The following is a 25,808-nucleotide window of genomic DNA, read 5'->3' as shown; positions in this document are numbered from 1 at the left end:
GTGTGGCTAAAGTAGCTTTGATCCAGCGCGAACTGAAGCGCGAAAAACTGGCAGCCAAGTACGCTCCCAAGCTCGCCGAGCTGAAGGCGATCGCCAACGACGTCAAGCTGAGTGACGAAGACCGTTTCGCGGCTCGCGTGGCGATGCAGAAGATTCCCCGCAATGCGAACCCGACCCGCCAGCGCAACCGCTGCGCGATCACCGGTCGCCCTCGCGGCACGTTCCGTCAATTCGGCCTGGCACGCGCCAAGATCCGTGAACTGGCATTCGCCGGTGACATTCCCGGCATCACCAAGGCCAGCTGGTAAGCAGGTAGGAGATATTCAACATGAGCATGAGTGATCCCATCGCCGACCTGCTGACCCGCATCCGCAATGCACAGATGGTGGCCAAGGCCTCCGTTTCCGTGCCTTCTTCCAAGGTGAAGATTGCGATCGCACAAGTCCTGAAGGACGAGGGTTACATCGACGGCTTCCAACTCAAGAGCGAAGGCAACAAGACCGAGCTCGAGATCGCCCTCAAGTACTACGCTGGCCGTCCGGTCATCGAACGTATCGAGCGCGTCAGCCGTCCTGGTCTTCGCGTCTACAAGGGCCGCGACTCCATTCCCCAGGTCCAGAACGGCCTGGGCGTTGCCATCGTCACGACCCCGCAGGGCGTGATGACCGATCGCAAGGCGCGCGCTACCGGTATCGGTGGCGAAGTGCTCTGCTACGTGGCTTAAAGCGGCATCGAGGAGAAAACGAAATGTCCCGCGTAGGAAAAATGCCGGTCGCCATCCCACAAGGTGTGGATGTGTCGATCAAGGATGACCAGATCAATGTCAAAGGCACGGGCGGTTCGCTGTTCCAGCACGCCAATGCATTGGTCAAGGTGACCAACCAAGACGGCAAGCTCAGTTTCGAGCCTGCCAACGAGTCCCGCGAAGCGAACGCCATGAGCGGCACGCTGCGCCAGCTCGTCAACAACATGGTGGTCGGCGTCAGCAAGGGTTTCGAGAAGAAGCTGTCGCTGGTCGGCGTGGGCTACAAGGCCGCCGCCCAGGGCACGAAGCTGAACCTGACGGTCGGCTACTCGCACCCTGTCAACATCGAGATGCCCGCCGGCATCACGGTGACCACCCCGACCCCCACCGAGGTCCTGATCAAGGGCGCCGACCGCCAGCGCGTCGGTCAGATCGCAGCGGAAATCCGCGCGGTCCGTCCTCCCGAGCCGTACAAGGGCAAGGGCATCCGTTATTCGGATGAGAAGATCACGATCAAAGAAACCAAGAAGAAGTAAGGAGCCGCAGCATGTCTTTGACCAAGAAAGAGCAGCGTCTCCGTCGTTCGCGCCAGACCCGCATTCGCATCGCGAACCAGGGCGTGGCACGTTTGACCGTGAACCGCACGAACCAACACATCTACGCAACCGTGATCTCCGGCGACGGCACCCAGGTGCTGGCATCGGCCTCCACGGCAGAAGCGGAAGTTCGCACGTCGCTGGGTGGCGAAGGCAAGGGCGGCAACGCCGCTGCTGCCACCGCCATCGGCAAGCGCATCGCCGAGAAGGCGAAAGCCGCCGGTGTGGAGAAGGTTGCCTTCGACCGCGCCGGTTTCGCCTACCACGGCCGCGTCAAGGCGCTGGCTGACGCTGCCCGCGAAGCGGGTCTGCAGTTCTAAGCACGACGGAAGAACATCATGGCTAAGTTTCAACCCAAAGTGCAGACCGAAGGCCAAGACGACGGTTTGCGCGAGAAGATGATCGCGGTCAACCGCGTCACCAAGGTCGTCAAGGGCGGCCGAATCCTCGGTTTCGCCGCGTTGACCGTGGTCGGCGACGGCGATGGCCGCGTCGGTTTCGGCAAGGGCAAGTCCAAGGAAGTGCCTGCTGCCGTTCAGAAGGCGATGGAAGAAGCCCGTCGCAACCTGAAGAAGGTTTCGCTGAAGAACGGTACGCTGCACCACCAGGTGACGGGTCACCACGGCGCTGCCAACGTGTTCCTGGCACCGGCACCCAAGGGTACCGGCATCATCGCCGGCGGCCCGATGCGCGCAGTGTTCGAAGTGCTCGGCGTGACGGACGTGGTCGCCAAGAGCCACGGCTCTTCGAACCCCTACAACATGGTCCGCGCGACCTTCGATGCCCTCGTCAAGTCGACGACGGCCTCCGAAGTGGCAGCCAAGCGCGGCAAGTCGGTCGAAGAAATCTTCACCGCCTGACCGGAGTAACGATATGACGACGCAACAAACCGTCAAGGTGCAGCTGGTGCGCAGCCCCATCGGCACCAAGGAATCGCATCGCGCCACCGTTCGCGGTCTGGGCCTGCGCAAGCTCAACAGCGTGAGCGAGCTCCAGGACAGCCCCGAAGTTCGCGGCATGATCAACAAGATCAGTTATCTGGTCAAAGTGCTCTAACAGAGGCAAGACATGGAACTCAATGGCATCAAGCCGGCAGCCGGCGCCAAGCACGCCAAGCGCCGTGTAGGCCGCGGTATCGGCTCCGGTATCGGCAAGACCGCAGGTCGCGGCCACAAGGGTCAGAAGTCCCGCGCGGGCGGCTACCACAAGGTGGGCTTCGAAGGCGGTCAAATGCCTCTGCAGCGCCGTCTGCCGAAGCGCGGCTTCAAGTCGCAGACCCTCAAGTACAACGCAGAAGTCACCCTGGCCGCTCTCGAGCAGCTCGGCCTGGCCGAAGTGGACGTGCTGTCGCTCAAGCAAGCCGGCCTCGTCGGCCAGCTGGCCCGCGTGGTGAAGGTCATCAACACCGGTTCGCTGACGAAGTCCGTCAAGCTGACCGGCGTGGGTGCCACCGCAGGTGCCAAGACCGCGATCGAAGCAGCAGGCGGCAGCTTCGCCTGAGTGCGACCTGAAGCAGTCCGGCATCCCATCTTGACGCATACGTTGAAAGAGTTCAGCAGTGGCCACTAGCGCAGCAACCATCGCGAAGACCGGCAAGTTCGGCGATCTGCGCCGTCGGCTCGTGTTTCTGCTGTTGGCGCTCGTCGTCTACCGTGTCGGCGCCCACATTCCCGTTCCCGGCATCGACCCGGCGCAGCTCCAGCAGCTGTTCCAGGGCCAGCAGGGCGGGATCCTGAACCTGTTCAACATGTTCTCGGGCGGGGCGCTGTCGCGTTTCACCGTGTTCGCGCTGGGGATCATGCCGTACATCTCGGCATCGATCATCATGCAGCTGCTGGGCTACGTCCTTCCCTCCTTCGAGCAATTGAAGAAGGAAGGCGAAGCCGGCCGCCGCAAGATCACGCAGTACACCCGCTACGGCACCCTGGGCCTGGCATTGTTCCAGTCCTTCGGTATCGCGGTCGCGCTGGAAAGCTCCGCCGGACTCGTTTTGAGCCCTGGCCTCGGCTTTCGCATGACGGCGGTGGTGAGCCTCACGGCCGGCACGATGTTCCTGATGTGGCTGGGCGAGCAGATCACCGAGCGTGGCCTGGGCAACGGCATCTCGATCCTGATATTCGCCGGCATCGCTGCGGGCCTGCCCAATGCGATGGGCGGTCTGTTCGAGCTGGTGCGCACCGGTGCGATGAGCGTCGTCGTGGCCATCTTCATCCTGCTGGTCGTGGCCCTGGTCACCTACTTCGTGGTGTTCGTGGAGCGGGGACAGCGCAAGATCCTGGTGAACTATGCGCGGCGTCAGGTGGGCAACAAGGTCTACGGTGGCCAGTCGTCGCACCTGCCGCTGAAGCTGAACATGGCCGGCGTGATCCCGCCGATCTTCGCCTCGTCGATCATCCTGCTGCCGGCCACCGTGGTGAACTGGTTCAGCGCGGGCGATTCGATGCGCTGGCTGAAGGACATCTCGGGTGCGCTGACGCCGGGCCAGCCGATCTACGTGCTGCTCTACGCCACCGCCATCGTGTTCTTCTGCTTCTTCTACACGGCGCTGGTGTTCAACAGCCGCGAGACGGCGGACAACCTGAAGAAGAGCGGTGCCTTCATCCCGGGCATCCGGCCGGGCGACCAGACGGCGCGCTACATCGACAAGATCCTGGTGCGCCTGACGCTGGCAGGTGCGGTCTACATCACCTTCGTGTGCTTGCTGCCTGAGTTCCTGATCCTGAAGTACAACGTGCCGTTCTACTTCGGCGGTACCTCGCTGCTGATCATCGTGGTCGTCACGATGGACTTCATGGCCCAGGTGCAGAACTATCTGATGTCCCAGCAGTACGAATCGCTGCTGAAAAAGGCGAATTTCAAGACCTCGCCAGGCGCCTGATAGGCGGTCGGCGGGTGCGTGAAAAGCGAAGAGGCGTGCTGCGATGCATGCCTCGGGGTGGGTGAAGCCACAGTGGTGTGGAAGGTCACATGTCGGGACGGGCGGTGCAGATGCTGTGCCGGTTCTTCCCGGTGGCCTGGTGGAGGTGGCAACGATGTTTGCGAATTCGTCCCAGGCCCGCAACTATGTTTTTCGCCTTGAGTGGCGAAATGGATCAAAGAGTTTTAGGAGAATGCAATGAGAGTTTCGGCTTCGGTCAAGAAAATCTGCCGCAACTGCAAGATCATCCGCCGCAAAGGCGTGGTGCGTGTGATCTGCACCGACCTGCGTCACAAGCAGCGTCAGGGTTGAAGAGTTTTAGAGGACCAACATGGCACGTATTGCTGGCATCAACATCCCGCCGCACAAGCACGCAGAAATCGGCCTGACGGCCATCTTTGGCATCGGCCGCACGCGCGCCCGCCAAATCTGCGAAGCGAGCGGCATCGCTTACTCGAAGAAGATCAAGGATCTGACCGACGGGGATCTGGAAAAGATCCGCGACCAGATCGCTCTCTTCACCATCGAAGGCGATCTCCGTCGTGAAACCACGATGAACATCAAGCGCTTGATGGACATCGGCTGCTACCGTGGCTTCCGCCATCGCCGTGGCCTGCCGATGCGCGGTCAGCGCACGCGCACCAATGCCCGCACCCGCAAGGGTCCGCGCAAGGGCGCCGCCGCTCTGAAGAAATAACCGCGACTGAAAGAGAAATATGGCTAAGTCTCCTGCCAATAACGCCGCACAGCGCGTTCGCAAGAAGGTCCGGAAGAACGTGTCGGACGGCGTCGCCCACGTGCACGCTTCGTTCAACAACACCATCATCACGATCACCGACCGCCAGGGCAACGCCCTGTCGTGGGCATCGTCGGGTGGTCAAGGCTTCAAGGGCTCGCGCAAGTCGACGCCTTTCGCAGCCCAGGTCGCTTCGGAAGTCGCCGGTCGTGCCGCGATCGAGCAAGGTATCAAGAACCTCGACGTCGAGATCAAGGGCCCCGGTCCTGGTCGCGAGTCGTCGGTTCGCGCGCTGGGCGCGTTGGGCATCCGCATCACGTCGATCGCCGATGTGACGCCGGTTCCGCACAACGGCTGCCGCCCGCAAAAGCGCCGCCGTATCTGAGCGTTCTGCGCTCGGGTCGAGCCTGCGGTTAGAATCGCAGGCTTTTTCGCTTTCCCATTAAGCCCACCGCCACCTGTGTTTCACGGGTGGCTCCCGCATGCTCGTGCGGAAGATGACATAGAAGGACGTTCAAGTGGCACGCTATCTCGGCCCCAAGGCCAAACTCTCCCGCCGTGAAGGCACCGACCTGTTCCTGAAGAGCGCACGTCGCTCGATCGCGGACAAGTCGAAGTTCGACTCCAAGCCCGGCCAGCACGGCCGCACTTCCGGTCAGCGCACGTCCGATTTCGGTCTGCAGCTCCGCGAAAAGCAGAAGGTCAAGCGTATGTACGGCGTGCTGGAGAAGCAGTTCCGCCGCTACTTCGAGCAGGCCGATCGCCGCAAGGGCAACACCGGCGCCAACCTGCTGTTCATCCTCGAGTCCCGCCTGGACAACGTGGTGTACCGCATGGGCTTCGGCTCCACCCGCGCCGAAGCACGCCAGCTGGTGTCGCACAAGGCGATCACGGTGAACGGCCAGTCGGTCAACATCGCGTCGTACATGGTCAAGACCGGTGACGTCGTCGCCGTTCGCGAAAAGTCGAAGAAGCAGAACCGCATCGTCGAAGCGCTGCAGCTGGCCCAGCAGGTCGGCATGCCGGCATGGGTCGACGTCCAGCTCGACAAGGCCGAAGGTACCTTCAAGAAGGTTCCGGATCGCGACGAGTTCGGTGCCGACATCAACGAATCGCTGATCGTCGAGCTCTACTCGCGCTGATGCCCTGCGCCGCCTCGTGCGGCGCGTCCTATTTCGTTTGATTCATTTCCCTGGCCTGCGGGGCACCGCGGGGCGGGGCTTCGCAGCCTTACCGGTGTAACGAGCTGGGGGTATTGAGAGGAAGTCCATGCAAACCAATCTGCTGAAACCCAAAGCGATCAATGTCGAGCAGCTGGCGCCCAACCGCGCCAAGGTGGCCCTCGAGCCCTTCGAGCGCGGCTACGGCCACACGCTCGGCAACGCGATCCGTCGCGTGCTGCTGTCGTCCATGGTCGGGTATGCAGCAACCGAGGTCACGATCGCCGGCGTCCTGCACGAGTACTCGTCGATCGACGGCGTGCAGGAAGACGTCGTCAACATCCTGCTGAACCTCAAGGGCGTGGTGTTCAAGCTCCACAACCGCGACGAAGTGACGCTGTCGCTCCGCAAGGACGGCGAAGGCGTGGTGACGGCCGGAGATATCCAGACGCCGCACGACGTCGAGATCATCAATCCCGACCACGTCATCGCCCATCTGTCGGCCGGCGGCAAGCTGGACATGCAGATCAAGGTGGAGAAGGGCCGCGGCTACGTGCCGGGCACAATGCGCCGCTACGCGGACGAAGCCACCAAGTCGATCGGCCGGATCGTGCTGGATGCATCGTTCTCGCCGGTCAAGCGCGTCAGCTACACGGTCGAGAGCGCCCGCGTCGAGCAGCGCACCGACCTGGACAAGCTGGTCGTCGAGATCGAGACCAACGGTGCCATCTCGGCCGAAGACGCGGTGCGCGCCTCGGCCAAGATCCTGGTGGAACAGCTCGCGGTGTTCGCGCAGCTCGAGGGCGGCGAACTCGCAGCGTTCGACGCGCCGGCGCCACGCGGTGGCAACACCCCGTTCGATCCGATCCTGCTGCGTCCGGTGGACGAACTCGAACTGACGGTGCGCTCCGCGAACTGCCTGAAGGCCGAGAACATCTACTACATCGGCGACCTGATCCAGCGGACCGAGAACGAACTGCTCAAGACCCCGAACCTGGGTCGCAAGTCGCTCAACGAGATCAAGGAAGTGCTGGCTTCGCGCGGGCTCACGCTCGGCATGAAGCTCGAAAGCTGGCCGCCGGCCGGCCTGGACAAGCGCTAAATACAGAACCCGGCCGCCGACCCTGTCGGTGGCCAGTGCCTCGGGCAGTACCTGATCCGGCTGCCCGATTTAATAACCGAAGGAAAAAGCACCATGCGCCACGGACACGGACTCCGCAAACTCAACCGCACCAGCTCGCACCGCCTTGCGATGCTGCAGAACATGATGAACTCGCTCATCGAGCACGAGGCCATCAAGACCACGCTGCCGAAAGCCAAGGAACTGCGCCGCGTCATCGAGCCGATGATCACGCTGGCCAAGGAAGACACCCTGGCCAACCGCCGCCTGGCATTCAACCGCCTGCGCGACCGCGACAGCGTCACCAAGCTGTTCACCGACCTGGGCCCGCACTTCAAGGCACGTCCAGGCGGCTACACCCGGATCCTGAAGATGGGCTTCCGCGTGGGCGACAACGCGCCGATGGCATTCGTCGAACTGGTCGATCGCGCCGATTCCGGCGAAGAATCTTCCGCAGACGATGCAAAGACTGCATAAGTAGGCTATACTACAATTCTTGTCGCGCGATGGAGCAGCCTGGTAGCTCGTTGGGCTCATAACCCAAAGGTCGCAAGTTCAAATCTTGCTCGCGCAACCACACAACGGCAGCAATGCCGCTTTAGAAAGCCCACAGTGATGTGGGCTTTTTTTTTGCCTGTTCGTTTCGTGATGAGGATGCAGGCCATGGCGCCGATACGCGTTTTCCGGTGGCTGGTGGTGGTGGGCACGGTGGTTCTGGCGGCCTGTGCACATGTCGCGCCACGGCGGGGTGCTGCGCCGCCTGGGTCCGTGGCGACGCCGACGGCCAAGCCGGTCGTCCCTGCGGCCCCACCCCGCGTGCAGAGCTGCGCGGCCGCCTCGGTCCAGGCCTCCGCCGACCCGCGCACGGCGCGCTGGGTGGCCCAGGCGCTGCAGGAGCATGCGGCTTTCGGCGGCCAGCAGCTGGATGGCGACGGCCGCATGACCAAGGCCGGCATCCAGGAAGCCGAAACCGATGCGCTCGCCGACGGCAGCGGCCCGGCCTGGCGCCGCGTGCTGGCCTACTGGCAGGCCCTCGACCCGGGCAAGCCGCGCGACATGCGCGGTGCCGGCGGCGGCATCCAGCGGCTGGCGCCGCTCCTGGCCGCGCTCGACGGTGCAGGCGACGGTGCCGATCCCGCGCTGTCGGCGCTGAACGACGGCCAACGCAGGGCGATCCGCACTGCGATCCAGCGGTCCGCGCTCGTCGACAACCCCTGGTCGGCGGCGTTCGTCAGCTACCTGGCCCGCAGCGCCGACATGGCCGACGAGCAGTTCGCCTACTCCGACGCGCACCATGTCTACGTCGCGCAGGCCTTCGATGCGAGCCGCGACGAGCGCGCCGGCATCCCGTCGGATGCCGCGTTCCGGGCCTGCGACATCGCCCGCACCACGCCGCGCCCGGGCGACATGGTGTGCCAGACCCGCGGCAGTGGTGCCGAGCTCTACCGGTTCGCCGCGGTCGAGGCGGCACTGGCCGAGCGCGGAGCCGGCGGCGCTTTCCCAATGCACTGCGACCTCGTCGTGGCCGTCGACCTGCAGGGGGGGCATACCGACACCATCGGCGGCAACGTGCTGCAGTCGGTCACCCGGCGCCGCATGGCGCTGGAGGCCGGCCCGCCCGCCACGATCGCCCGGCGCTATTTCCACGCCGACGCGCCTGCCGGATGTGCGGAGGACCCCGGCGCTTGCGGGGCGCCCTTCATGAGCTTCCAGCCGTGGACGGTCCTGCTCCAGGTGCGCCGCTGAGTCGTTGCAGCGCCGCGATTCTTGAACGAATCGTGGCCGTAGCCGGCGCGGATCGCCGGCTCTCAGCTATCGAATTAGTAGCATAGTCGAGGCCGCAGCACTCCCGGCGTAGTTGGCGTCTCCGGCTGGCCGGCCGCGGCACGGGCGCCGTGGTCGCGGCCGCCGGTGGCCTTATGGCACCGGCGCCACTTCCACCAGGCAGTCGTAGAACGTCGGCGCGCGGCCCAGGTCGGTCAGGCGCTGGCTGGTCAGTTCGTTGACGTTGGTGCCGGCGATGCCCGACTTGCGCCACCAGATGCCCAGGCCGTGCACCACGCCCGGCCGTGCGCGGTGGCTCACCTCGGCCTTGCAGCGGTACTCGCCGCGGCCGTTGAAGACCCGCACCACGTCGCCCGACGCGATGCCCCGCGCCTCGGCGTCGGCGGCGCTGATCTCCAGCAGCGGCTCGCGCTCGATGTCGCGCAGGCTCTTCACGTTGGCGAAGGTCGAGTTGAGGAAGTTGCGCGCCGGCGGCGAGATCATGGCCAGCGGGTAGGGCGCGCCGGGCCCGGCGACCTCGTGGTTGGGCACATGGTCGGGCAGGCCGTCGAGGCCCTGGGCGACCAGCCGCTCGCTGACGAATTCGCAGCGGCCCGAGGCGCTGGGAAAGCCGCCGTGGGCGAAGGGCGCGTCGGGCACCGGCAGCGGCGCGAAGCCGTCGCGCAGCAGCCGGTCGAAGTCGACATGGGTGCCGTAGGCCTGGCGGCAGAGGGTTTCGTCGTCGTCGCGGAAGCACGCATTGTCGAAGCCCATGCGCGAGGCCAGGCCGCGGAACACGTCGGTGTTGCTGCGGGCCTGTCCCACCGGTGCGATGGCGGGGCGGTTCAGCAGCACGTCGGTGTGGCCGTAGGCGGGGTGCACGTCCCAGTGCTCGAGCTGGGTGGTGGCGGGCAGCAGGTAGTCGGCGTAGTCGGCGGTGTCGGTGCGGAACTGCTCGATCACCACGGTGAACAGGTCCTCCCGTGCGAAGCCGGCGACCACCTTGGCCGAGTCGGGCGCGACGGCGACCGGGTTGCTGTTGTAGACCACCACCGCCGCGACCTGCGGGCCGAAGGCGTCGGACCCGGGGTGCAGCAGCACGTCGCCGATGGTCGACATGTTGAGGGTGCGCGGCCGGCGCCCGGCCAGCAGGTCGGGCCGCTGGAGCGCGGCGCGCTGCACCGGGAAGTAGCCCGAGCTGCTCATCAGCAGCCCGCCCGCCCGGTGGCGCCAGGCGCCCACCAGCGCCGGCAGGCAGGCGATGGCCCGGGTGGCGTTGCCGCCGCCCTTGACCCGCTGCATGCCGTAGTTGAGCCGGATGGCGGCGGGCTGGATGGTGCCGTAGTCGTGGGCCAGCGCGCGGATCTGCGCCTCGGGCACGCCGCAGACCTCGGCGGCGCGCGTGGGCGGCCACTGCAGCGCACGCTCCCGCAGCGCGGCCCAGCCGAGGGTGTGGCGCTCCAGGTAGTCGTGGTCGAGCCGGTCGTGCACGATGCATTCGTGCATCAGCGCGAAGGCCAGCGCCGCGTCGGTGCCGGGGCGCAGGGCGATGTGCTCGTGGCACTTCTCGGCCGTCTCGGTGCGGCGCGGGTCGATGCAGACGATGCGGGCGCCGCGGCGCTTGGCCTCCTGCACATGGCGCCAGAAGTGCAGGTTGCTGCCGATCGCGTTGCTGCCCCAGATCAGGATCAGCTGCGCTTCGGCGAAATGCTCCACCTTCATGCCGACCTTGCCGCCCAGCGTCTGGGTCAGGCCCTCGGCGCCGGCCGAGGCGCAGATGGTGCGGTCGAGCAGCGAGGCGCCCAGCCGGTGGAAGAAGCGGCGGTCCATGCTCTCGCCCTGCACCAGGCCCATGGTGCCGGCGTAGCTGTAGGGCAGGATCGCCTCGGGCGCATGGTCGGCGATGGCCGAGAGGCGGTGGGCGATCGCGTCGAGCGCCTCGTCCCAGCCCACCGGCTCGAACTGCCCGCTGCCCTTGGGGCCGACCCGGCGCATCGGCTGCAGCAGCCGCTCGGGGTGGTAGACCCGCTCGGGGTAGCGCGAGACCTTGGTGCAGAGCACGCCGCCGGTCTGGGGGTGGTCGGCGCTGCCCTGGACCCGCACGGCGCGGCCGTTCTCGACGGTGGTGACCAGGGCGCAGGTGTCGGGACAGTCGTGCGGGCAGGCGCCGCGCACGCGGTGCGCAGCGGCGTCGGAAAGAGGGACGGGGGCGATGGCGTGCATGGCGATAGACAGGGAAAAAGGGCGGGGTACTAGGTGTTTACACTAGCCGCCGCGCCCGACCGGAGGCGCGACAAGCATCGCCGAAGGAGCGCCGCATCATGACATTTCCCGACAATGGCCGCAGGGCGTTCTCCCGCGCACTGCTCGGCGCCGGCATCGCGGCGGCGGCCTCCCGGCCGGCGTGGGCCCAGGAAGGCCGCATCCTGCTGGGCCAGTCGGCACCGCTCACCGGGCCGGCCGCGCAGCTCGGCCTGCAGTACCAGGAGGGCGCGAAGCTCTGCTTCGACCAGGTCAACGCGCAGGGCGGCATCGGCAAGCGCACCATCGAGCTCAAGACCCTCGACGACGGCTACGAGCCCGAGCGCTGCGCCGAGAACACCCGCAAGCTGCTGGCCGACGACGTGCTGGCGCTCTTCGGCTACGTGGGCACGCCGACCAGCCTGGCGGCGCTGCCGCTGGCCACGCAGGCGCGGGTGCCCTTCGTGGCCCCGCTCACCGGGGCGCCGGCCCTGCGGGAGCCGTTCAACCGCTACGCCTTCCACCTGCGCGCCTCGTACGACGACGAGACCGAGCTGATCGTCAAGCAGCTGACGGTGCTGGGCCTGCACCGCATCGGGGTCTTCTACCAGAACGACGCCTACGGCAAGGCCGGGCTCGACGGCATCGTCAAGGCGATGGCCGCGCGCAAGCTGCAGCCCGCCGGGCAGGCGACCATCGAGCGCAATTCGGTCGACGTGGCCGCGGCCGTCAAGACCTTCTCGGCCGCCTGGCCCGAGTCGATCGTGCAGGTGGGCACCTATGCCGCCTGCGCCGCCTTCATCCGGGCGGCGCGCAAGGCGGGCTACGGCGGCACCTTCTTCAACGTGTCCTTCGTCGGCACCCAGACGCTGGCCGAGACGCTGGGTGCCGACGGCGCCGGCGTGGTCGTGGCGCAGGTGCTGCCCTCGCCCTACAAGAGCACCCACGCCGCCTCGCGCGAATTCCTGGAGGCGGTCAGGAAGGGCGGCGACAAGGTCAAGCCCGGCTACACCGCCTTCGAGGGCTACCTGGCCGCGCGGGTACTGGTCGAGGGCATGCGCCGGGCACGGGGCACGCTCGACCGCGACAGCCTGGTCGGCGGACTGGAGTCGATCGGCAACGCCACCGTCGCCGGCCTGCCGGTGGCGTTCGGCGCCGGCAACCACGTGGGGTCGAGGTTCGTCGAGCTGTCGATGCTGACCGGCGACGGCCGGGTCAAGGCCTAGGCGCAGCCGCGGCCGTGCGCCGGGCGGCCCTGTTCGGCGCAGTGCCGCCCGCATCGCGCGGGGCCGGCCGGGCAGGGCGCGCAGTAGACTGCACCGCAAGCATCCAGGCGGGCCGCGTGCGGCCCGTCGCCGTTTCCAGGAGTTCCGCATGCCACCCTCCGCCCTCGCCGACAGCACTCCCGCCGCGACTTCACCCGCCACGGCGCCGGTGCCCGACGCGCTGCACCCCGACAGCCCCGAGATCGCGGCGATCACGGCCCTGCGGCGCGACATCCACGCCCACCCCGAGCTGGGCTTCGAAGAGGTCCGCACCTCCGAGCTGGTGGCGCAGAAGCTCGCCGAATGGGGCATCCCGGTGCACCGGGGCCTGGGCCGCACCGGCGTGGTCGGCACCCTGCGCGGCACCGGCGGCACCAGCGGCCGCACCCTGGCCCTGCGCGCCGACATGGACGCGCTGCCGCTGCAGGAATTCAACACCTTCGCCCACGCCAGCCGCCACCCGGGCCGGATGCACGCCTGCGGCCACGACGGCCACACCGCCATCCTGCTGGCCACGGCCCAGTACCTGGCCGGGCACCGCGACTTCGACGGCACGCTCTACCTGGTCTTCCAGCCGGCCGAAGAGGGCGGCGGCGGCGCCCGGGTGATGGTGGAAGAGGGCCTGTTCGAGCGGTTCCCCGCCGAGGCGGTGTTCGGCCTGCACAACTGGCCGGGCATGGCCGCCGGCCACATGGCGGTCAGCAGCGGGCCGGTGATGGCCTCGTCCAACGAGTTCAGGATCACGGTCCGCGGCAAGGGCTCGCACGCCGCGATGCCGCACCTGGGCATCGACCCGGTGCCGATCGCCTGCCAGATGGTGCAGGCCTTCCAGAACATCGTCAGCCGCAACAAGAAGCCGCTGGACGCGGGCGTGATCTCGGTCACCATGGTCCACGCCGGCGACGCCACCAACATCGTGCCCGACAGCTGCGTGCTGGAGGGCACGGTGCGCACCTTCAGCCTGGAGGTGCTCGACCTGCTGGAGGCCCGCATGCGCACAGTGGCCGAGCACACCTGCGCCGCGTTCGACGCGCAGTGCGAGTTCGTCTTCGACCGCAACTACCCGCCCACCGTCAACGACGCGGCCGCGGCCGATTTCCTGCGCGGCGTGGTGGCCGACGTGATCGGCCCCGACCGGCTGCAGGAGCAGGAGCCGACGATGGGCGCGGAGGATTTCTCGTACATGCTGCAGGCCCGGCCGGGCGCCTACGCGTTCCTGTCGAACGGCGACGGCAGCCACCGCGACGCCGGCCACGGCATGGGCCCCTGCATGCTGCACAACCCCAGCTACGACTTCAACGACGCGCTGATCCCGATCGGCGCGCGCTGCTGGGTGCAGCTGGTGCAGAAATGGTTCTCTACGCCTTCGCCGCTCCAGAATATGGATAAGAAGTAGCCACGGCCGGCGCAGGAAGCCGGCCTCCAGCTATTTATTCGATAGCAATGCGGTCCGGGCGTGTCGTCGGGCCGGTGGCTCCCGTGCTACGGGCAAACCCGATGTGCCGCCCCCGTAAGATGCGCGCTCCCCCAACCCTCCGCCACCGCACATGTCCGACCTGACCGCCGATTTCGACGCCGCCGTCGCCCGTTCCAAGAACCTGGCCGAGCGGCCCGACAACCCCACGCTGCTGAAGATCTACGCGCTGTACAAGCAGGCGACGCAGGGCGACAACGCCGAGAAGCGGCCGGGCTTCAGCGACGTGGTCGCCCGCGCCAAATGGGACGCCTGGACCAAGCTGAAAGGCACCGCCGGCGAGGCCGCGCGCCAGCAGTACATCGACCTGATCGCCTCGCTGGAATAAGGCGTTCCGCGTGCGGCGCAACGCCGCATCGTGCGCCTCCGTTGGGGGGCAAGCCCTCAGGCCGCGGGCGGCAGCGGCGCGGCGGCGGCTGCCGCGAGGGGCAGGCCGTCGACGGCCATCGCATCCAGCGCCTGGCGCGCTTCCTCGGCGATGCGGTCCTGGAATACGCTCAGCAGCAGGCCCAGCTTGGCGTCGAGCACGAAGCTCTCGGGCGCCACCTCCAGGGTGCCGGTCACGCCGGTGCCGGTGAAGTGCAGCACGTCGGCCTCGTCGGCCACGGCCGATTCCTCGTAGCGGCATTCCATGCCGTAGCGCTCGACCATGCGTTCGGCCCAGTGGCGCGCCACCCGCCGCGCGGCCGCCTGGCCCAGGGCATGGTCACGTCGAAGATAGAGATCGGTCAAAAGCGGGCTCCCGGAAGGTCGTCATGAAAATCGGTGGTGGCCGTGGTGGCCGTGGTGGCCGTGGAGCCGCCGCCGGCCGCTTCGGCCAGCGCGGCACGGCGCTCTGCCCGCGGCAGCGCGGCCAGGCGGCGCACCTCGGCGTAGAAGCGGGGCCACGGGTCGCCGGGGGCGCGGGCCTCGCGGGCGAACACCGCCTCGAAACCCGGCACCAGCTCGTCGTAGGCCGCCTGCGCACCGAAAGCCGCATTGTTGGCCCGCGCCACCCAGGCGTCGTAACCGGACACCTGCGCCGCGTCGCCGCCCCAGCCGGCGCGCAGCGCGGCATAGGCGCTGCGGAAATCCGCCAGCGCGGCGGCCTTCTGCGCCGGCCGGTCGTCGGCCGCACCGTCGGCGGGCCCGGCCCGGTAGATGGCGCGCAGCCGGTCGCGGGTGGTCTGCACCAGCGTGCGGAAGTCTCGGCGGCGGCCTTCGAAGCGGGCGTAGTCCTGCCGCGCGGCCTCCGAGGCCTCGGTGGCCAGCCAGCGCTGCTGGCCCAGGCGCTCCACCGCGGTGGCGAAGGATTCGTTGAAGCTGGTGTCGTCCTGCACGTAGACCACCTGGTGGGCCAGCTCGTGGAAGACGATGCGGGCCAGCTCGCCCTCGGGGTAGCCGATGAAGGTGTTGAGCAGCGGATCGCCGCCCAGCCAGTTCATCCAGCCCAGCGTTGAATAGGCGGGCACGCCGTAGACGGCGGTTTCCAGCCCGTCGGCCTGCAGGCGCGCGGCTTCGGCCCGGGCCTGCGCCTCCTCGTAGTAGCCGCGGTAGCCGATGCATCCGGCCACCGGGAAGCACCAGGTGTGCAGCTCCAGCGAAAGCTCGGGCGCGGCCACCACGTTCCAGATCACCGCGGCGCGCTGCAGATCGGCATAGCGGCGGTAGCTGGCGTTGTCGGGCAGGCCCAGTTCGCGCGAGGCGAAGGCGCGGATCCGCTGCGCCAACTGCAGCCGCTCCTTCAGGGCGGGCGGCGCGGCGGGCTCGGCCAGCCACTGGTCGACCGGGCGGGCGGCCTGCATCACCCGCAGGTGGCCGGTCACCGCATCCCAGTAGTAGCCGGCGGTGTCGCGGGTGCTGGCGCAGCCGGCGAGCGCCACCACGGCCAGCACGGCGGCGGCGGTGCGCAGGGCGGTGGACGGGCGGCGAGGGACACGAGGGCGGGTGACGGGCATGCGGGGTCGCGGAAGGAGGGTGCGGTGGTCGGCCGTGGCGGGGTGGCGCGCAAACCCGCCGACGCCCGGGAGTGTAGGAGCGCCGCCGCGCGACCGGGTGAGCACCGGTATCGGTGCCCCGGATGGGAGGGCGCGTGCCGGCCGCACCGCGGGCTGACGGACAGTTGCAGTCGGCCGCACCGCACGCGGCACAATCCGCAGACGCCCCGGCGGCGCGACTTCACCTCAGCCCAAAAAAGACGACACCATGTTCAAGTTCAAATCCCAAGCTACTGCCGAAGTCATCCTGCTCGAAGCCAGCGCCCAGCAGGTGCTCAAGCTGATCGGCAAGGAGCCGGCCCACCAGGGCATCATCACCGTCGCCCAGATTCCCGGCGCCGTCGCCGCGCTCGAAGCCGCGGTGCGCCACGACGAAGAGCAGCCCCAGCAGGTCGCCGACGAGAACGCCGACGGCGCGGGCCACCATGCGCACGGCACCCACAGCGTCACCCTGCGCCAGCGCACCGCCCCCTTCATCGACATGCTCAAGCGCAGCGCGGCCGAAGGCAAGGACGTGGTCTGGGGCGTGTAAGCCCCGTTTTCGAATGAAAAACGGCTGCAGCCGGTATTCCGCAACGGCCACCAGCTATCGATTCGATAGCGAGCGGGCGGTGCACGCCGCCGGCGGCTAGTCGACCTTGGCGCCCGAGGTCTTCACCACCTCGGCCCACTTGCGGTGCTCGCTGTCGATCAGCCTGGCGAACTCCTGCGGCGTGTTGCCGCTGGGGATCGCGCCCTGGGCTTCCATCTTTTCCTTGATCGCCGCCGTCTGCAGCGACCTGGCCAGCTCCTGCTGGATGCGGTTGACGATCTCGGGCGGCGTGCCGGCCGGCGCCAGGAGGCCGAACCACGAGCTGGCCTCGAAGCCCTTGAGCGCCGGGCCGCCGACCTCTTCCACCGTGGGCACGTCGGGCAGGGCCGGCGAGCGCTGGGCGCTGGTCACGGCCAGGGCGACCAGCTTGCCGCCCTTGATCTGCTGCATCGACGACGGCAGGTTGTCGAACATCACGTCCATGTTGCCGCCCACCATGTCCATGATCGCCGGGCCCGAGCCGCGGTACGGGAAGTGGACCATGTAGGTGCCGGTCATGCTCTTGAACAGCTCGCCCGCCAGGTGGATCGAGGTGCCGTTGCCGCTCGAGGCCATGTTGAGCTTGCCCGGACGGTCCTTGGCCACCCGCACGAAGTCCTGCACGTTGCGGATGCCCATCGCCCGGGCCTTCTCGGCGTTCATCACCATCACGTTGGGCACCGCGGCCACCAGCGTCACCGGCGCGAAGTCCTTGATCGGGTCGAAGGGCATCTTCGCGTAGAGCGCCCGGTTGATGCCGTGGGTGCCCACCGTGCCCATCAGCAGGGTGTAGCCGTCGGGCGCGGCCTTGGCGACCATGTCGGCGCCCACGTTGCCGCCGGCGCCGGCCCGGTTGTCGACGATGAAGGGCTGGCCGAAGGCCTTCGACAGCTCGGGCGCCACGGCGCGGGCCAGCAGGTCGGTGGTGCCGCCGGGCGCGAAGGGCACGACGATGCGCACCGGCTTGCTCGGCCACGGCGTCTGCGCCAGGGCGGTGCCGGGTGCGGCCATCCCGGCGGCGAGCGATGCGGCGGCCAGCGCACAGGCATGGAGGAAGATCCGGCGGACAACGGGGGTGCGGCGCATGCGGGGAAGTCTCCTGGGTGATAGGTGAGGCGGCGGCGCAACGGGGCGCGGCTTGCCACCGAGCTTGGCAGCGGGTTACGCTGTTGCCTGCAGGTGAAAACCCGGATGCTGCGGAGCATGCCGGCCCGTCACCATCGCAGGCATGGATGCTGCTGCGCACGGATCGTCTGGCGGTGCCGTCTCTTCAACCCTGTCTCTGGTCACGGCTACCGCGCATGATGTGTTCCCTGCAGTCCCGCCGACCGGCCCCGCCGCCCGCCGCCGCACGCCGTTCTCCGCACGCCGCCACCGGGCCCCGTAGCGCCGCGCCGCGCCGCCGCCCATGACGCCGGACGGCACTCCCGCCGACGCCCACCACCAGCACCTCGAACACCTCGCGGCGCTGCATGCGGTGCTGAGCGCCACCAACGAGGCGGTGCTGCGCTGCGCGACCGAGCGCGACCTGTTCCGCGAAGTCTGTGCCGCGGCGATGGCCGACGGCTACTTCCGCATCGTCTCGGTCAGCCTGCGCGACGCCGCCACCGGCCGGCTGCGCAGCGTGGCCGCGGCCGGGGTGGAGCCGCACCTGGTCGACAACATGAACATGTCGGTCGACGGCGCGTCGGTCGAGAGCGGCGGCACCGCGGGCACCGCGTTCCGCACCGGCCGGCCGAGCGTCAGCAACGACCTGCAGAACGACCCGCGCATCCAGCGGGTGTCGGCCTGGAAGGAAACGGTCGCACGGCGCCGCCTGGGCTCGGGCGCCGCGGTGCCGCTGGTGCCACGCCGCGGCACCATCGGCGTGCTGATGTTCTACGCCGAGCGCCCCGGCGCGTTCGACGACGAGACGGTGCGGCTGATCGAGCGCATGGCCCGCAACATCGCCTTCGCGCTCGACAAGTTCGACGAGGAGGCCGAACGCCGCGCCGCCGAAGAGGCCCTGCGCGCCAGCGAGCGCCGCCATGCGATCCTCGAAAGCATCCAGGACGCCTACTACGAGGTGGACCTGGCCGGCAACCACATGTTCTGCACCACCGCCTTCACCCGGCTGCTGGGCTACAGTCGCGACGAGGTGCTGGCGACCAACAACCGCGCCTTCCAGACCGACGCGATGGCGCGGCTGGTGGGCGCCACCTTCAAGCGCGTCTGGCGCAGCGGCGTGGCCTGCGAGCGGGAGGAGTGGCAGTACCTGCACCGCGACGGCCGGGTGCTCGACGTGGAGGGCTCGGTGCACCTGCTGCGCGACGCCGCGGGCCGGCCGCGGGGCTTCCACGGCATCCTGCGCGACATCACCCAGCAGCGCGCGGTGGAGTCGGCGCTGCGCGAGAGCGAGGCGCGCTTCCGCGCGCTGACGCACCTGTCGTCCGACTGGTACTGGGAGCTGGACACCCGGCTGCACTACTGCGCGATGGAGGGCCGCCGGCACGAGACCCGCGCGGTGCAGAAGGTCTACCTGGGCCGGCCGGTGTGGGACGCCGAACTGGCGGTCGACCTGCCCGGCGGCTGGGGCCCGCTGCGCGAGACGCTGGAGGCCCACCAGCCGTTCCGCGACGTGCCGATGTTCCGCTCGCTGCCCGACGGCCGTCCCTACTTCGTGAGCGTCAGCGGCGAGCCGATGTTCGGTGCCGACGGCGCCTTCGCCGGCTACCGCGGCGTCTCGCACGAGATCACCCGGATGAAGCTGGCCGAGAGCCGCGCCCAGCACCTGGCGACGCACGACACCCTCACCGGGCTGCCCAACCGGGCCCACTTCGGCACCCTGCTGGGCCGCGCACTGGCCTTCGCGGCCGAGGGCGCCGCCGGTTGCGCGGTGCTGTTCATCGACCTCGACCGTTTCAAGTTCATCAACGACACCCTGGGCCACGGCGCCGGCGACCAGTTGCTGCAGGAGCTCGCCGGCCGCTTCCGCCGGGTGCTGCCGCCGGGCGGCGTGCTGGCGCGGCTGGCGGGCGACGAGTTCGTGGTGCTGCTGCCGACCGACGACACCGCCTCCATCGCCCTCGCGGCCCAGGCGATGCTGGTCCAGGCGGCGCGGCCGGTGTGGATCGGCGGCAGCGAATGCAGCGTGTCGGCCAGCATCGGCGTGGCCCGCTCGCCGGCCGACGGCCGCGACGAGCAGACGCTGATGAAGAACGCCGACGCGGCCATGTACAGCGCGAAGGACCGCGGCAAGAACAACGCGCAGTTCTATTCGGCCGAGATCCAGGTGCGCTCGATCGAGCGGCTGGCGCTGGAGACGGGGCTGCGCCAGGTGCTGGTGCGGGGCGAGCTGGCGGTGCACTACCAGGCCAAGCTCTCCTGCGGCAGCCAGGGCGTGGTGGGCGTCGAGGCCCTGCTGCGCTGGACCAGCCCCGAGCTGGGCGAGGTGCCGCCCTCGCGCTTCATTCCGCTGGCCGAGGAGACCGGGCTGATCGTCGCCATCGGCCGCTGGGTGCTGCACGAGGCCTGCCGGCAGAGCGTCGAGTGGCAGCGCCAGGGCCTGCCCGCGGTCTGCATGGCGGTCAACGTGTCGGCCCGCCAGCTCGACCATGCCGATTTCATCGCCGACCTGGCCGCGATCCTGCGCGAGACCGGGCTGGAGCCGCGCTGGCTGGAGCTGGAGCTGACCGAGAGCACGGTGATCCGCGACCCCGAGCGCGCCCTGGCGCTGCTGCAGGCGGTCAAGGCGATGGGCGTGCGGCTGGCGATCGACGATTTCGGCGCCGGGTATTCGGCGCTGGGGCAGCTGAAGCATTTCCCGGTCGACACGATCAAGATCGACCAGTCCTTCATCCGCGAACTGGCGACCAGCGCCGAGGACAAGGCGATCACCCAGGCCATCATCACCATCGGCCGGGCGCTGGGCCTGACGGTGGTGGCCGAGGGCGTGGAGACGGCCGAGCAGGAGAACTTTCTGCGCACCAACGCCTGCGACCAGATGCAGGGCTTCCACTTCAGCTATCCGGTGGACGCGACCGCCTTCGCCGCGTTGATCGGCGGCGGCATGCCACCCCGGATCCAGCGCTGCGCACCATGAAAAAAGCCGCCGGGCCCGGGCGGGCTGCGGCGGCTTTCGGCGCGGGGGGAACGCTCAGTCGGCGTAGACGCCCGCGTTCTTGATGATCGGCGTCCACTTGGCGATCTCGGCCGCGACGAACTCCTTGTGGCCGGCAGGCTCGACCCGCTTGTCGTTGGCGATCACGGCGCCCAGGCCTTCTTCCTTCTTGACGAATTCCGGGTCCTTCAGCGCGACCTTGAGCGCGTCGCTGATCTTCTTGAGCACCGGCGCCGGCGTGCCCTTGGGCGCGTACAGGCCGTGCCAGATCGTGACCTGGAAGTCCTTCAGGCCCGACTCGGCGAGCGTCGGCAGGTCCTTCAGGGCGGGCGTGGTCAGGCGCTTGTCGGTGGTGACCGCATAGGCCTTGACCTTCTTGGCCTCGATCTGCGAGGTGGTGTTGGTCGTCTGGTCGCAGAGCAGGTCGATCTGGCCGCCGATCAGGTCGGCGATGGCCGGCGCGGTGCCCTTGTACGGCACCGGCGTCATCTCGACCTTGGTGGCGCTCTGGAACAGCAGGCCGCACAGGTGCGACGCCGAGCCGACGCCGGCGTTGCCCAGGTTGATCTTGCCCTTGTTGTCGGCGATCCAGCCGGTCAGTTCCTTGTACGTGTTGGCCGGCAGCGCAGGCTTGGCGATCAGCGTCATCGGCACGTCGTTGATGATGCCGAGGTATTCGAAATCGCTCTCCACCTTGAACGGCAGCTTGCGGTAGAGGCCGGGCATCGTGGCCATGCCGATGTGGTTGAGCAGCAGGGTGTAGCCGTCCGGATTGGCGCGGGCCACCTTGGCGGTGCCGATGGTGCTGCCGGCGCCGGCCGCGTTCTCGATGATCACGCTCACGCCGCCCAGGGGCTTGCGCAGGGCTTCCGCCAGGTCGCGCGCCACGCGGTCGGTCGGGCCGCCCGCGGTGAACGGCACCACGATCGTCACCGGCTTGCCGGCGGGGAAATCCTGGGCCTGGACGCCGATGGCGCCGAGCGCGGCCGCTGCCAGTACGGTGAGAGAGAGCAGTTTGTGCATGAGCGGTCTTCCTGTGAAATGACGGGCGATCATAGCCACCGGTCCTCCAGGTGCAACGGGCAGTTACCCTAGAGAAAAGGGCATTGGGCCGTGGGGTTTTTGGCCCCCTATCGGTGCCCCGGGGCGCCCTGTTACACCGCCTGCCAAAGCCGTCCCTAGCATGGCTGGCACCGGGACCGGATGCCGCCGCCTCCGCGGCTGGCCCGTGCAGCCCCCTTCCGACGTGCCGACTTCCCGCTCCAGCACCCGCACAAGCGCCAGCGCTTCCGCCCCCTCCCGCAAGACCGCCGGCCGCAAGGCCCCCGCCGGCAAGGCGGCCACTGCCGCGGCTCCGTCGCGCAAGACCGCTGCCCCGCCGGCCCGCGCGGCCGCCGCCGGCACCGGCGCCACCCAGCGCGCGATCCAGCGGGCCCAGGCCGCGCGCGATGCCCGCGCCGGCGCCGCGGCACCCAAGAAGGCGGTGCAGGCCGGTGCCCGCCGCCAGCCCGAAACGCCGCTGCCCGCCCGCCGCCTGGTCAAGCCGGGCCTGGAGCGCAGCATGGCGCTGCGCCCCCGCTACGACGCGCCCGACTACGCCGGCAGCCGCAAGCTCGGCGGCATGGCGGCCATCGTCACCGGCGGCGATTCGGGCATCGGCCGGTCGGTGGCGGTGCTGTTCGCCCGCGAGGGGGCCGACGTCGCGATCGTCTACCTCGACGAGCACCAGGATGCCGAGGACACCCGCCGCGCGGTCGAGGCCGAAGGACAGCGCTGCATCCTGATCCCGGGCGACGTGCGCAAGCCCGCCTTCTGCAAGCGCGCGGTGGAGAAGACGGTCAAGGCCTTCGACCGGCTCGACGTGCTGGTCAACAACGCCGCCTTCCAGTCGCATGCCGAGGACATCACCGACATCACCGAGCAGCAGCTCGACATGACCCTGCGCACCAACGTGCACGGCTACTTCCACATGGTGCAGGCCGCGCTGCCGCACCTGCCGCGCGGCGGCAGCATCCTCAATACCGGCTCGACCACCGGGCTGCGCGGCAGCAAGCAGTTGCTCGACTACTCGGCCACCAAGGGCGCGATCCACGCGTTCACCAAGGCGCTGGCCTCCAACCTGCTGCCGCGCGGCATCCGGGTGAACGCGGTGGCGCCGGGCCCGGTGTGGACGCCGCTGAACCCGGCCGACAAGAAGCCGAGCGACGTGCGCACGTTCGGCAAGGACACCGACATGGGCCGCCCCGCCCAGCCCGAAGAACTGGCGCCCGCTTACGTCTTCCTAGCGGCGCCGGCGTGCGCCGGCTACATCACCGGCATCGTGCTGCCGGTGACCGGCAGCGTCGGCGCGATCTGATCGGGCGCCGCGACCGCACTTCCTAGAATCCCCCCGCGGGCCGCGAGAGCCCGCGTCAGAAGAACCACAACTTTCTTTCCTGGGGGGAATTTCAATGGAATCGCTGGTCTACCGGCACGAGCGCACGCTCGGCCGCATCACCCTGGTGCTGGGGCTGCTCGCCTGGGTGCTCATCCTGGTCGCCACCTTCGGTGCGCTGCTGTTCTACGTGCTGCTGGCCTTCGTGGTCTACCTGTTCGCGCAGTCGGCGCTGATCTCCTACCTGAAGGGCACCGGCGTGCGGATCACCGCCACACAGCAGCCCGACCTGCATGCGAGCCTGGTGCACTGCTGCGGCAAGCTGGGCATCGCCGAGCTGCCCGAGGCCTACCTGCTCAACGGCGGCGGCATGCTCAACGCGTTCGCCACCCGGTTCCTGGGGCGCAACTTCGTCATCCTGCTGTCGGACGTGGTGGACGCGATGGAGCGCCACCCGGACGGCATCCACTTCTACATGGGCCACGAACTGGGCCACATCCGGATGAAGCACCTCACCGGCCATGTCTGGCGCATCCCGGTGCTGTGGCTGCCGCTGCTGGGTGCCGCCTATTCCCGCGCGCAGGAAAGCACCTGCGACCTGCACGGCCGCGCCTGCTGCCAGAGCCCCGAGTCCGCCGCGCGCGCCATGGTGGCGCTGGCCGCCGGCCCGCAGCGCTGGAGCCGGATCGATTTGGTCGAGTACGCCCGCCAGACGGTGCACAACGCCGGCTTCTGGTCGTCGTTCCACGAGCTGACCTCCGCCTACCCCTGGCTCACCAAGCGACTGGCGCGGGTGCTGCAGCCTACGGTGACGATGCCGGCGCGCCACCCGGCAGCGTACTTTCTGGCGCTCTTCGTGCCCTACGGCGGACGTGCCGGCGGCGGCGCGGCGGGCTTCGTCGTGCTGGTGGCGATGGTCGGCATCCTGGCCGCGGTGGCCCTGCCGGCCTACCAGCAGTACACCCGACGCGCGGCGGTGGCGCAGGCCTGGCAGATGGGCACCGAGGTGCGGGCCGCCCTCGGCGCCCACTACCAGAAGAACGGCGAACAGCCCGACACCCTGGCCGAAGCCGGCGCCGCCACCCAGCTGGCCGACGGCAGCCGCCTGGTCTACGACGTGGACACGATGAACGTGGAAGTCCGCACCAAGGCCGGCGTGCTGCAGATGCACCCGGTACCGGAGGAGGGCGACGGGCCGGTGCGCTGGTACTGCGTGGCGGGCACCGGCATGGCGCAGGGCAGCCTGCCGCAGGATTGCCGGGAGGCGGAAGAGGAATGAATGCACCGCGCCCGGCCTGCGCCGGGCGAAGGTGCAAAAGAGGCGCTGTTGCGCAACCGGGCTGCGCGACGGCGTCCTTGCCGCCTTACTCGTAGCTCCGCGCATCCTCGATCACCTTCCCGTCGTTCGGCAAGGCCCCCGGCGGGCACAGCTCCACCTCGGCGCGCAGCTTGGTCACTTCGCGCACCGCTTCGCCCAAGCGCCGGGCCAGCGCGTCGCCGCCCTCGGGCGATGCGCATTCGGCGCGCAGCAGCAGCCGGTCGTCGGCCATCGCGCCGGAGACCACCAGCCGCAACCGGCCCAGTTCGGTGAAGCGTTTGCCGATCTCCGCCACCTGGGCGGGGTGCACGAACATGCCGCGCACCTTGGTCGTCTGGTCGGCGCGGCCCATCCAGCCGCGGATGCGGGTGCCGGTGCGGCCGGTGGGGCAGGTGCCGGGCAGCACGGCCGACAGGTCGCCGGTGCCGAAGCGCACCAGCGGGTACACCGGGTTGAAGCTGGTGACGACCAGTTCGCCCACCTCGCCCTCGGCCACCGGCTCGCCGGTGCCGGGAACCACGATCTCGACGACCACGCCCTCGTCCAGCACCAAGCCCTCGCGCGCCGCCGTCTCGTAGGCGATCAGGCCCAGGTCGGCCGAGGCGTAGCACTGGTAGGCCTCCACGCCGCGTCCCCGCAGCCAGTCGCGCAGCGACGGCGGAAACGCCTCGCCCGAGACCAGCGCGCGGGTCAGGCGCGGCAGTGCGCCGCCGCGTTCCTGCAGCTTCTCGAGCAGGATGCGCAAGAAGCTCGGGGTGCCGACGTACCCGTGCGCGCCCAGCTCGGCCAGCGCCTGCAACTGCTGCTCGGTCTGCCCGGTGCCGCCGGGGAACACGGTGCAGCCCAGCGCGTGGGCGCCGCTCTCCATCATCGCGCCGGCCGGCACCAGGTGGTAGCTGAAGCTGTTGTGCAGCAACTGCCCCGCGCGGAAGCCGGCGGCGAAGAAGGCGCGCGCCATCCGCCAGTGGTCGGCCCGCTGGCCGTCGGGTTCGTACAGCGTGCCGGGGCTCGCGAAGATGCGCGGCATCGCCGCGCCGTAGCCCACCGCCCCGAAGCCGCCCATCGCATCGCCGCCCGCCGCGCGCGCGGCCTGCTGCAGCTCCAGCAGTTCGTGCTTGCGGGTCACCGGCAGCCGCGCCAGCGCCGCGCGGCTGCGCACCCCCGCCGCATCGACGCCCGCCAGGATGCGCCCGAACGCGGGCGCCCGAGCCTGCGCATGCGCCACCTGCCCCGGCAGCGCCGCCATCAGCGCCGCCTCCCGCTCCGCCGGGTCGCGGGTCTCCAGTGCGTCGTAGTGTTCGTTCATCGGTTCTCCCAAACTTCGCACTGCATGCGATTGCGGACCATCTTCATCACTGCCCGGCCGCCGCGATGCGCCTTGTCAGCCGCAGCCATGCTTGCCTTCCATGCCGCCCCGGCCGCCGGGCCGCCCCAAGGCCCGGGGCTGCCTCC

The 25,808-nt window shown here is 69.0% G+C and carries 28 protein-coding genes and 1 tRNA gene; 23 read left to right on the top strand and 6 right to left on the bottom strand.

The window, feature by feature from the left end; genetic code table 11:
• Positions 1–2 precede the first annotated feature (2 nt).
• The 16 genes from rpsN to ASE76_RS14730 all read left to right on the top strand — a co-directional run bounded on the left by rpsN (position 3) and on the right by ASE76_RS14730 (position 9,020).
• The gene (gene rpsN / locus ASE76_RS14800) at positions 3–308 is read left to right on the top strand and encodes a 30S ribosomal protein S14 (protein WP_055840947.1); all 306 of its coding nucleotides are present in this window, start codon (positions 3–5) and stop codon (positions 306–308) included.
• Positions 309–328: 20 nt separating this feature from the next.
• A complete protein-coding gene (gene rpsH / locus ASE76_RS14795; protein ID WP_055840944.1) occupies positions 329–724 on the top strand; it encodes a 30S ribosomal protein S8 in 396 nt (131 codons plus the stop codon).
• Between the two features lie 23 nt (positions 725–747).
• Complete coding sequence (rplF, locus tag ASE76_RS14790; RefSeq protein WP_055840941.1) at positions 748–1,281, top strand: 50S ribosomal protein L6; 534 nt, start codon at positions 748–750, stop codon at positions 1,279–1,281.
• Positions 1,282–1,292: 11 nt separating this feature from the next.
• Positions 1,293–1,661, top strand: a complete 369-nt coding sequence (gene rplR / locus ASE76_RS14785; RefSeq protein WP_055840938.1) for a 50S ribosomal protein L18 — start codon at positions 1,293–1,295, stop codon at positions 1,659–1,661.
• 18 nt (positions 1,662–1,679) lie between these two features.
• Positions 1,680–2,201: a 30S ribosomal protein S5 gene (gene rpsE / locus ASE76_RS14780; protein ID WP_055840936.1), complete on the top strand. Its 522-nt coding sequence runs from the start codon at positions 1,680–1,682 to the stop codon at positions 2,199–2,201.
• 13 nt (positions 2,202–2,214) lie between these two features.
• Complete coding sequence (rpmD, locus tag ASE76_RS14775; RefSeq protein ID WP_055840933.1) at positions 2,215–2,397, top strand: 50S ribosomal protein L30; 183 nt, start codon at positions 2,215–2,217, stop codon at positions 2,395–2,397.
• Positions 2,398–2,409: 12 nt separating this feature from the next.
• Positions 2,410–2,841 (top strand): 50S ribosomal protein L15, encoded by a 432-nt coding sequence (rplO, locus tag ASE76_RS14770; RefSeq protein WP_055840929.1) that lies wholly within the window; start codon positions 2,410–2,412, stop codon positions 2,839–2,841.
• Between the two features lie 58 nt (positions 2,842–2,899).
• Complete coding sequence (gene secY, locus ASE76_RS14765) at positions 2,900–4,219, top strand: preprotein translocase subunit SecY (protein ID WP_055840927.1); 1,320 nt, start codon at positions 2,900–2,902, stop codon at positions 4,217–4,219.
• A 237-nt stretch (positions 4,220–4,456) separates the two neighbouring features.
• On the top strand, positions 4,457–4,570 hold the full coding sequence (gene rpmJ / locus ASE76_RS20150; protein ID WP_005793651.1) for a 50S ribosomal protein L36: 114 nt from the start codon (positions 4,457–4,459) through the stop codon (positions 4,568–4,570).
• A 19-nt stretch (positions 4,571–4,589) separates the two neighbouring features.
• Positions 4,590–4,955 carry a 30S ribosomal protein S13 gene (gene rpsM, locus ASE76_RS14760; RefSeq protein WP_055840924.1) on the top strand — a complete coding sequence of 122 codons (366 nt, stop codon included), beginning with the start codon at positions 4,590–4,592 and terminating at the stop codon, positions 4,953–4,955.
• A 19-nt stretch (positions 4,956–4,974) separates the two neighbouring features.
• Positions 4,975–5,379 carry a 30S ribosomal protein S11 gene (gene rpsK, locus ASE76_RS14755; protein WP_055840921.1) on the top strand — a complete coding sequence of 135 codons (405 nt, stop codon included), beginning with the start codon at positions 4,975–4,977 and terminating at the stop codon, positions 5,377–5,379.
• 133 nt (positions 5,380–5,512) lie between these two features.
• Complete coding sequence (rpsD, locus tag ASE76_RS14750) at positions 5,513–6,136, top strand: 30S ribosomal protein S4 (RefSeq protein ID WP_055840918.1); 624 nt, start codon at positions 5,513–5,515, stop codon at positions 6,134–6,136.
• Positions 6,137–6,263: 127 nt separating this feature from the next.
• Complete coding sequence (gene rpoA / locus ASE76_RS14745) at positions 6,264–7,256, top strand: DNA-directed RNA polymerase subunit alpha (RefSeq protein WP_055840915.1); 993 nt, start codon at positions 6,264–6,266, stop codon at positions 7,254–7,256.
• Positions 7,257–7,349: 93 nt separating this feature from the next.
• Entirely contained in the window at positions 7,350–7,751 is a 402-nt protein-coding gene (gene rplQ / locus ASE76_RS14740) for a 50S ribosomal protein L17 (RefSeq protein WP_055840912.1), read from the top strand.
• Between the two features lie 23 nt (positions 7,752–7,774).
• Positions 7,775–7,851: transfer RNA gene (locus ASE76_RS14735), tRNA-Met, on the top strand.
• A 239-nt stretch (positions 7,852–8,090) separates the two neighbouring features.
• Positions 8,091–9,020, top strand: a complete 930-nt coding sequence (locus ASE76_RS14730) for a DUF2272 domain-containing protein (RefSeq protein ID WP_156362795.1) — start codon at positions 8,091–8,093, stop codon at positions 9,018–9,020.
• Positions 9,021–9,191: 171 nt separating this feature from the next.
• On the opposite strand, the gene ASE76_RS14725 is transcribed toward ASE76_RS14730, so the two are convergent.
• Positions 9,192–11,261, bottom strand: a complete 2,070-nt coding sequence (locus ASE76_RS14725; protein WP_201781871.1) for a molybdopterin-dependent oxidoreductase — start codon at positions 11,259–11,261, stop codon at positions 9,192–9,194.
• Between the two features lie 98 nt (positions 11,262–11,359).
• Between ASE76_RS14725 and ASE76_RS14720 the strand changes: the two genes are divergently transcribed.
• From ASE76_RS14720 to ASE76_RS14710, 3 genes are all read left to right on the top strand, one after another.
• Positions 11,360–12,505 (top strand): ABC transporter substrate-binding protein, encoded by a 1,146-nt coding sequence (locus ASE76_RS14720; RefSeq protein ID WP_055840905.1) that lies wholly within the window; start codon positions 11,360–11,362, stop codon positions 12,503–12,505.
• Between the two features lie 148 nt (positions 12,506–12,653).
• Positions 12,654–13,940, top strand: coding sequence for a M20 aminoacylase family protein (locus ASE76_RS14715; RefSeq protein ID WP_082448568.1), 1,287 nt, complete (start codon positions 12,654–12,656; stop codon positions 13,938–13,940).
• Between the two features lie 151 nt (positions 13,941–14,091).
• Entirely contained in the window at positions 14,092–14,346 is a 255-nt protein-coding gene (locus ASE76_RS14710; protein ID WP_055840902.1) for an acyl-CoA-binding protein, read from the top strand.
• Positions 14,347–14,402: 56 nt separating this feature from the next.
• On the opposite strand, the gene ASE76_RS14705 is transcribed toward ASE76_RS14710, so the two are convergent.
• Positions 14,403–14,750, bottom strand: coding sequence for a polyhydroxyalkanoic acid system family protein (locus tag ASE76_RS14705; RefSeq protein ID WP_055840898.1), 348 nt, complete (start codon positions 14,748–14,750; stop codon positions 14,403–14,405).
• Entirely contained in the window at positions 14,747–15,955 is a 1,209-nt protein-coding gene (locus ASE76_RS14700; RefSeq protein WP_055840896.1) for an aminopeptidase, read from the bottom strand. The genes ASE76_RS14705 and ASE76_RS14700 overlap by 4 nt, the downstream gene beginning before the upstream one ends.
• Positions 15,956–16,202: 247 nt before the next feature.
• Here ASE76_RS14700 and ASE76_RS14695 point away from each other — a divergent pair, with 247 nt between their 5' ends.
• Positions 16,203–16,526, top strand: a complete 324-nt coding sequence (locus tag ASE76_RS14695) for a DUF1840 domain-containing protein (RefSeq protein WP_055840893.1) — start codon at positions 16,203–16,205, stop codon at positions 16,524–16,526.
• Between the two features lie 96 nt (positions 16,527–16,622).
• Here the strand turns inward: ASE76_RS14695 and ASE76_RS14690 are convergent, their stop codons facing one another.
• Entirely contained in the window at positions 16,623–17,576 is a 954-nt protein-coding gene (locus ASE76_RS14690) for a tripartite tricarboxylate transporter substrate binding protein (protein ID WP_236698490.1), read from the bottom strand.
• Positions 17,577–17,973: 397 nt separating this feature from the next.
• Between ASE76_RS14690 and ASE76_RS14685 the strand changes: the two genes are divergently transcribed.
• Positions 17,974–20,646 carry an EAL domain-containing protein gene (locus tag ASE76_RS14685; RefSeq protein WP_055840887.1) on the top strand — a complete coding sequence of 891 codons (2,673 nt, stop codon included), beginning with the start codon at positions 17,974–17,976 and terminating at the stop codon, positions 20,644–20,646.
• Between the two features lie 54 nt (positions 20,647–20,700).
• Here ASE76_RS14685 and ASE76_RS14680 read toward each other — a convergent pair whose 3' ends face one another.
• Positions 20,701–21,687 (bottom strand): tripartite tricarboxylate transporter substrate-binding protein, encoded by a 987-nt coding sequence (locus ASE76_RS14680; RefSeq protein ID WP_055840884.1) that lies wholly within the window; start codon positions 21,685–21,687, stop codon positions 20,701–20,703.
• A gap of 400 nt (positions 21,688–22,087) precedes the next feature.
• On the opposite strand from ASE76_RS14680, the gene ASE76_RS14675 reads away from it, so the two are divergent.
• Positions 22,088–23,020, top strand: coding sequence for an SDR family oxidoreductase (locus ASE76_RS14675; protein ID WP_055841420.1), 933 nt, complete (start codon positions 22,088–22,090; stop codon positions 23,018–23,020).
• Positions 23,021–23,114: 94 nt separating this feature from the next.
• The gene (locus tag ASE76_RS14670; protein WP_055840881.1) at positions 23,115–24,317 is read left to right on the top strand and encodes a M48 family metalloprotease; all 1,203 of its coding nucleotides are present in this window, start codon (positions 23,115–23,117) and stop codon (positions 24,315–24,317) included.
• An 85-nt stretch (positions 24,318–24,402) separates the two neighbouring features.
• Here the strand turns inward: ASE76_RS14670 and ASE76_RS14665 are convergent, their stop codons facing one another.
• Entirely contained in the window at positions 24,403–25,662 is a 1,260-nt protein-coding gene (locus tag ASE76_RS14665; protein ID WP_055840877.1) for a phenylacetate--CoA ligase family protein, read from the bottom strand.
• Positions 25,663–25,808: the final 146 nt, after the last annotated feature.

The organism is Xylophilus sp. Leaf220 (genome assembly GCF_001421705.1).
Taxonomy (GTDB): Bacteria; Pseudomonadota; Gammaproteobacteria; order Burkholderiales; family Burkholderiaceae_C; genus Xylophilus.
The sequence above is the reverse complement of the archived record's forward strand: the minus strand, read 5'-3'. Positions and strand labels throughout refer to the sequence as shown.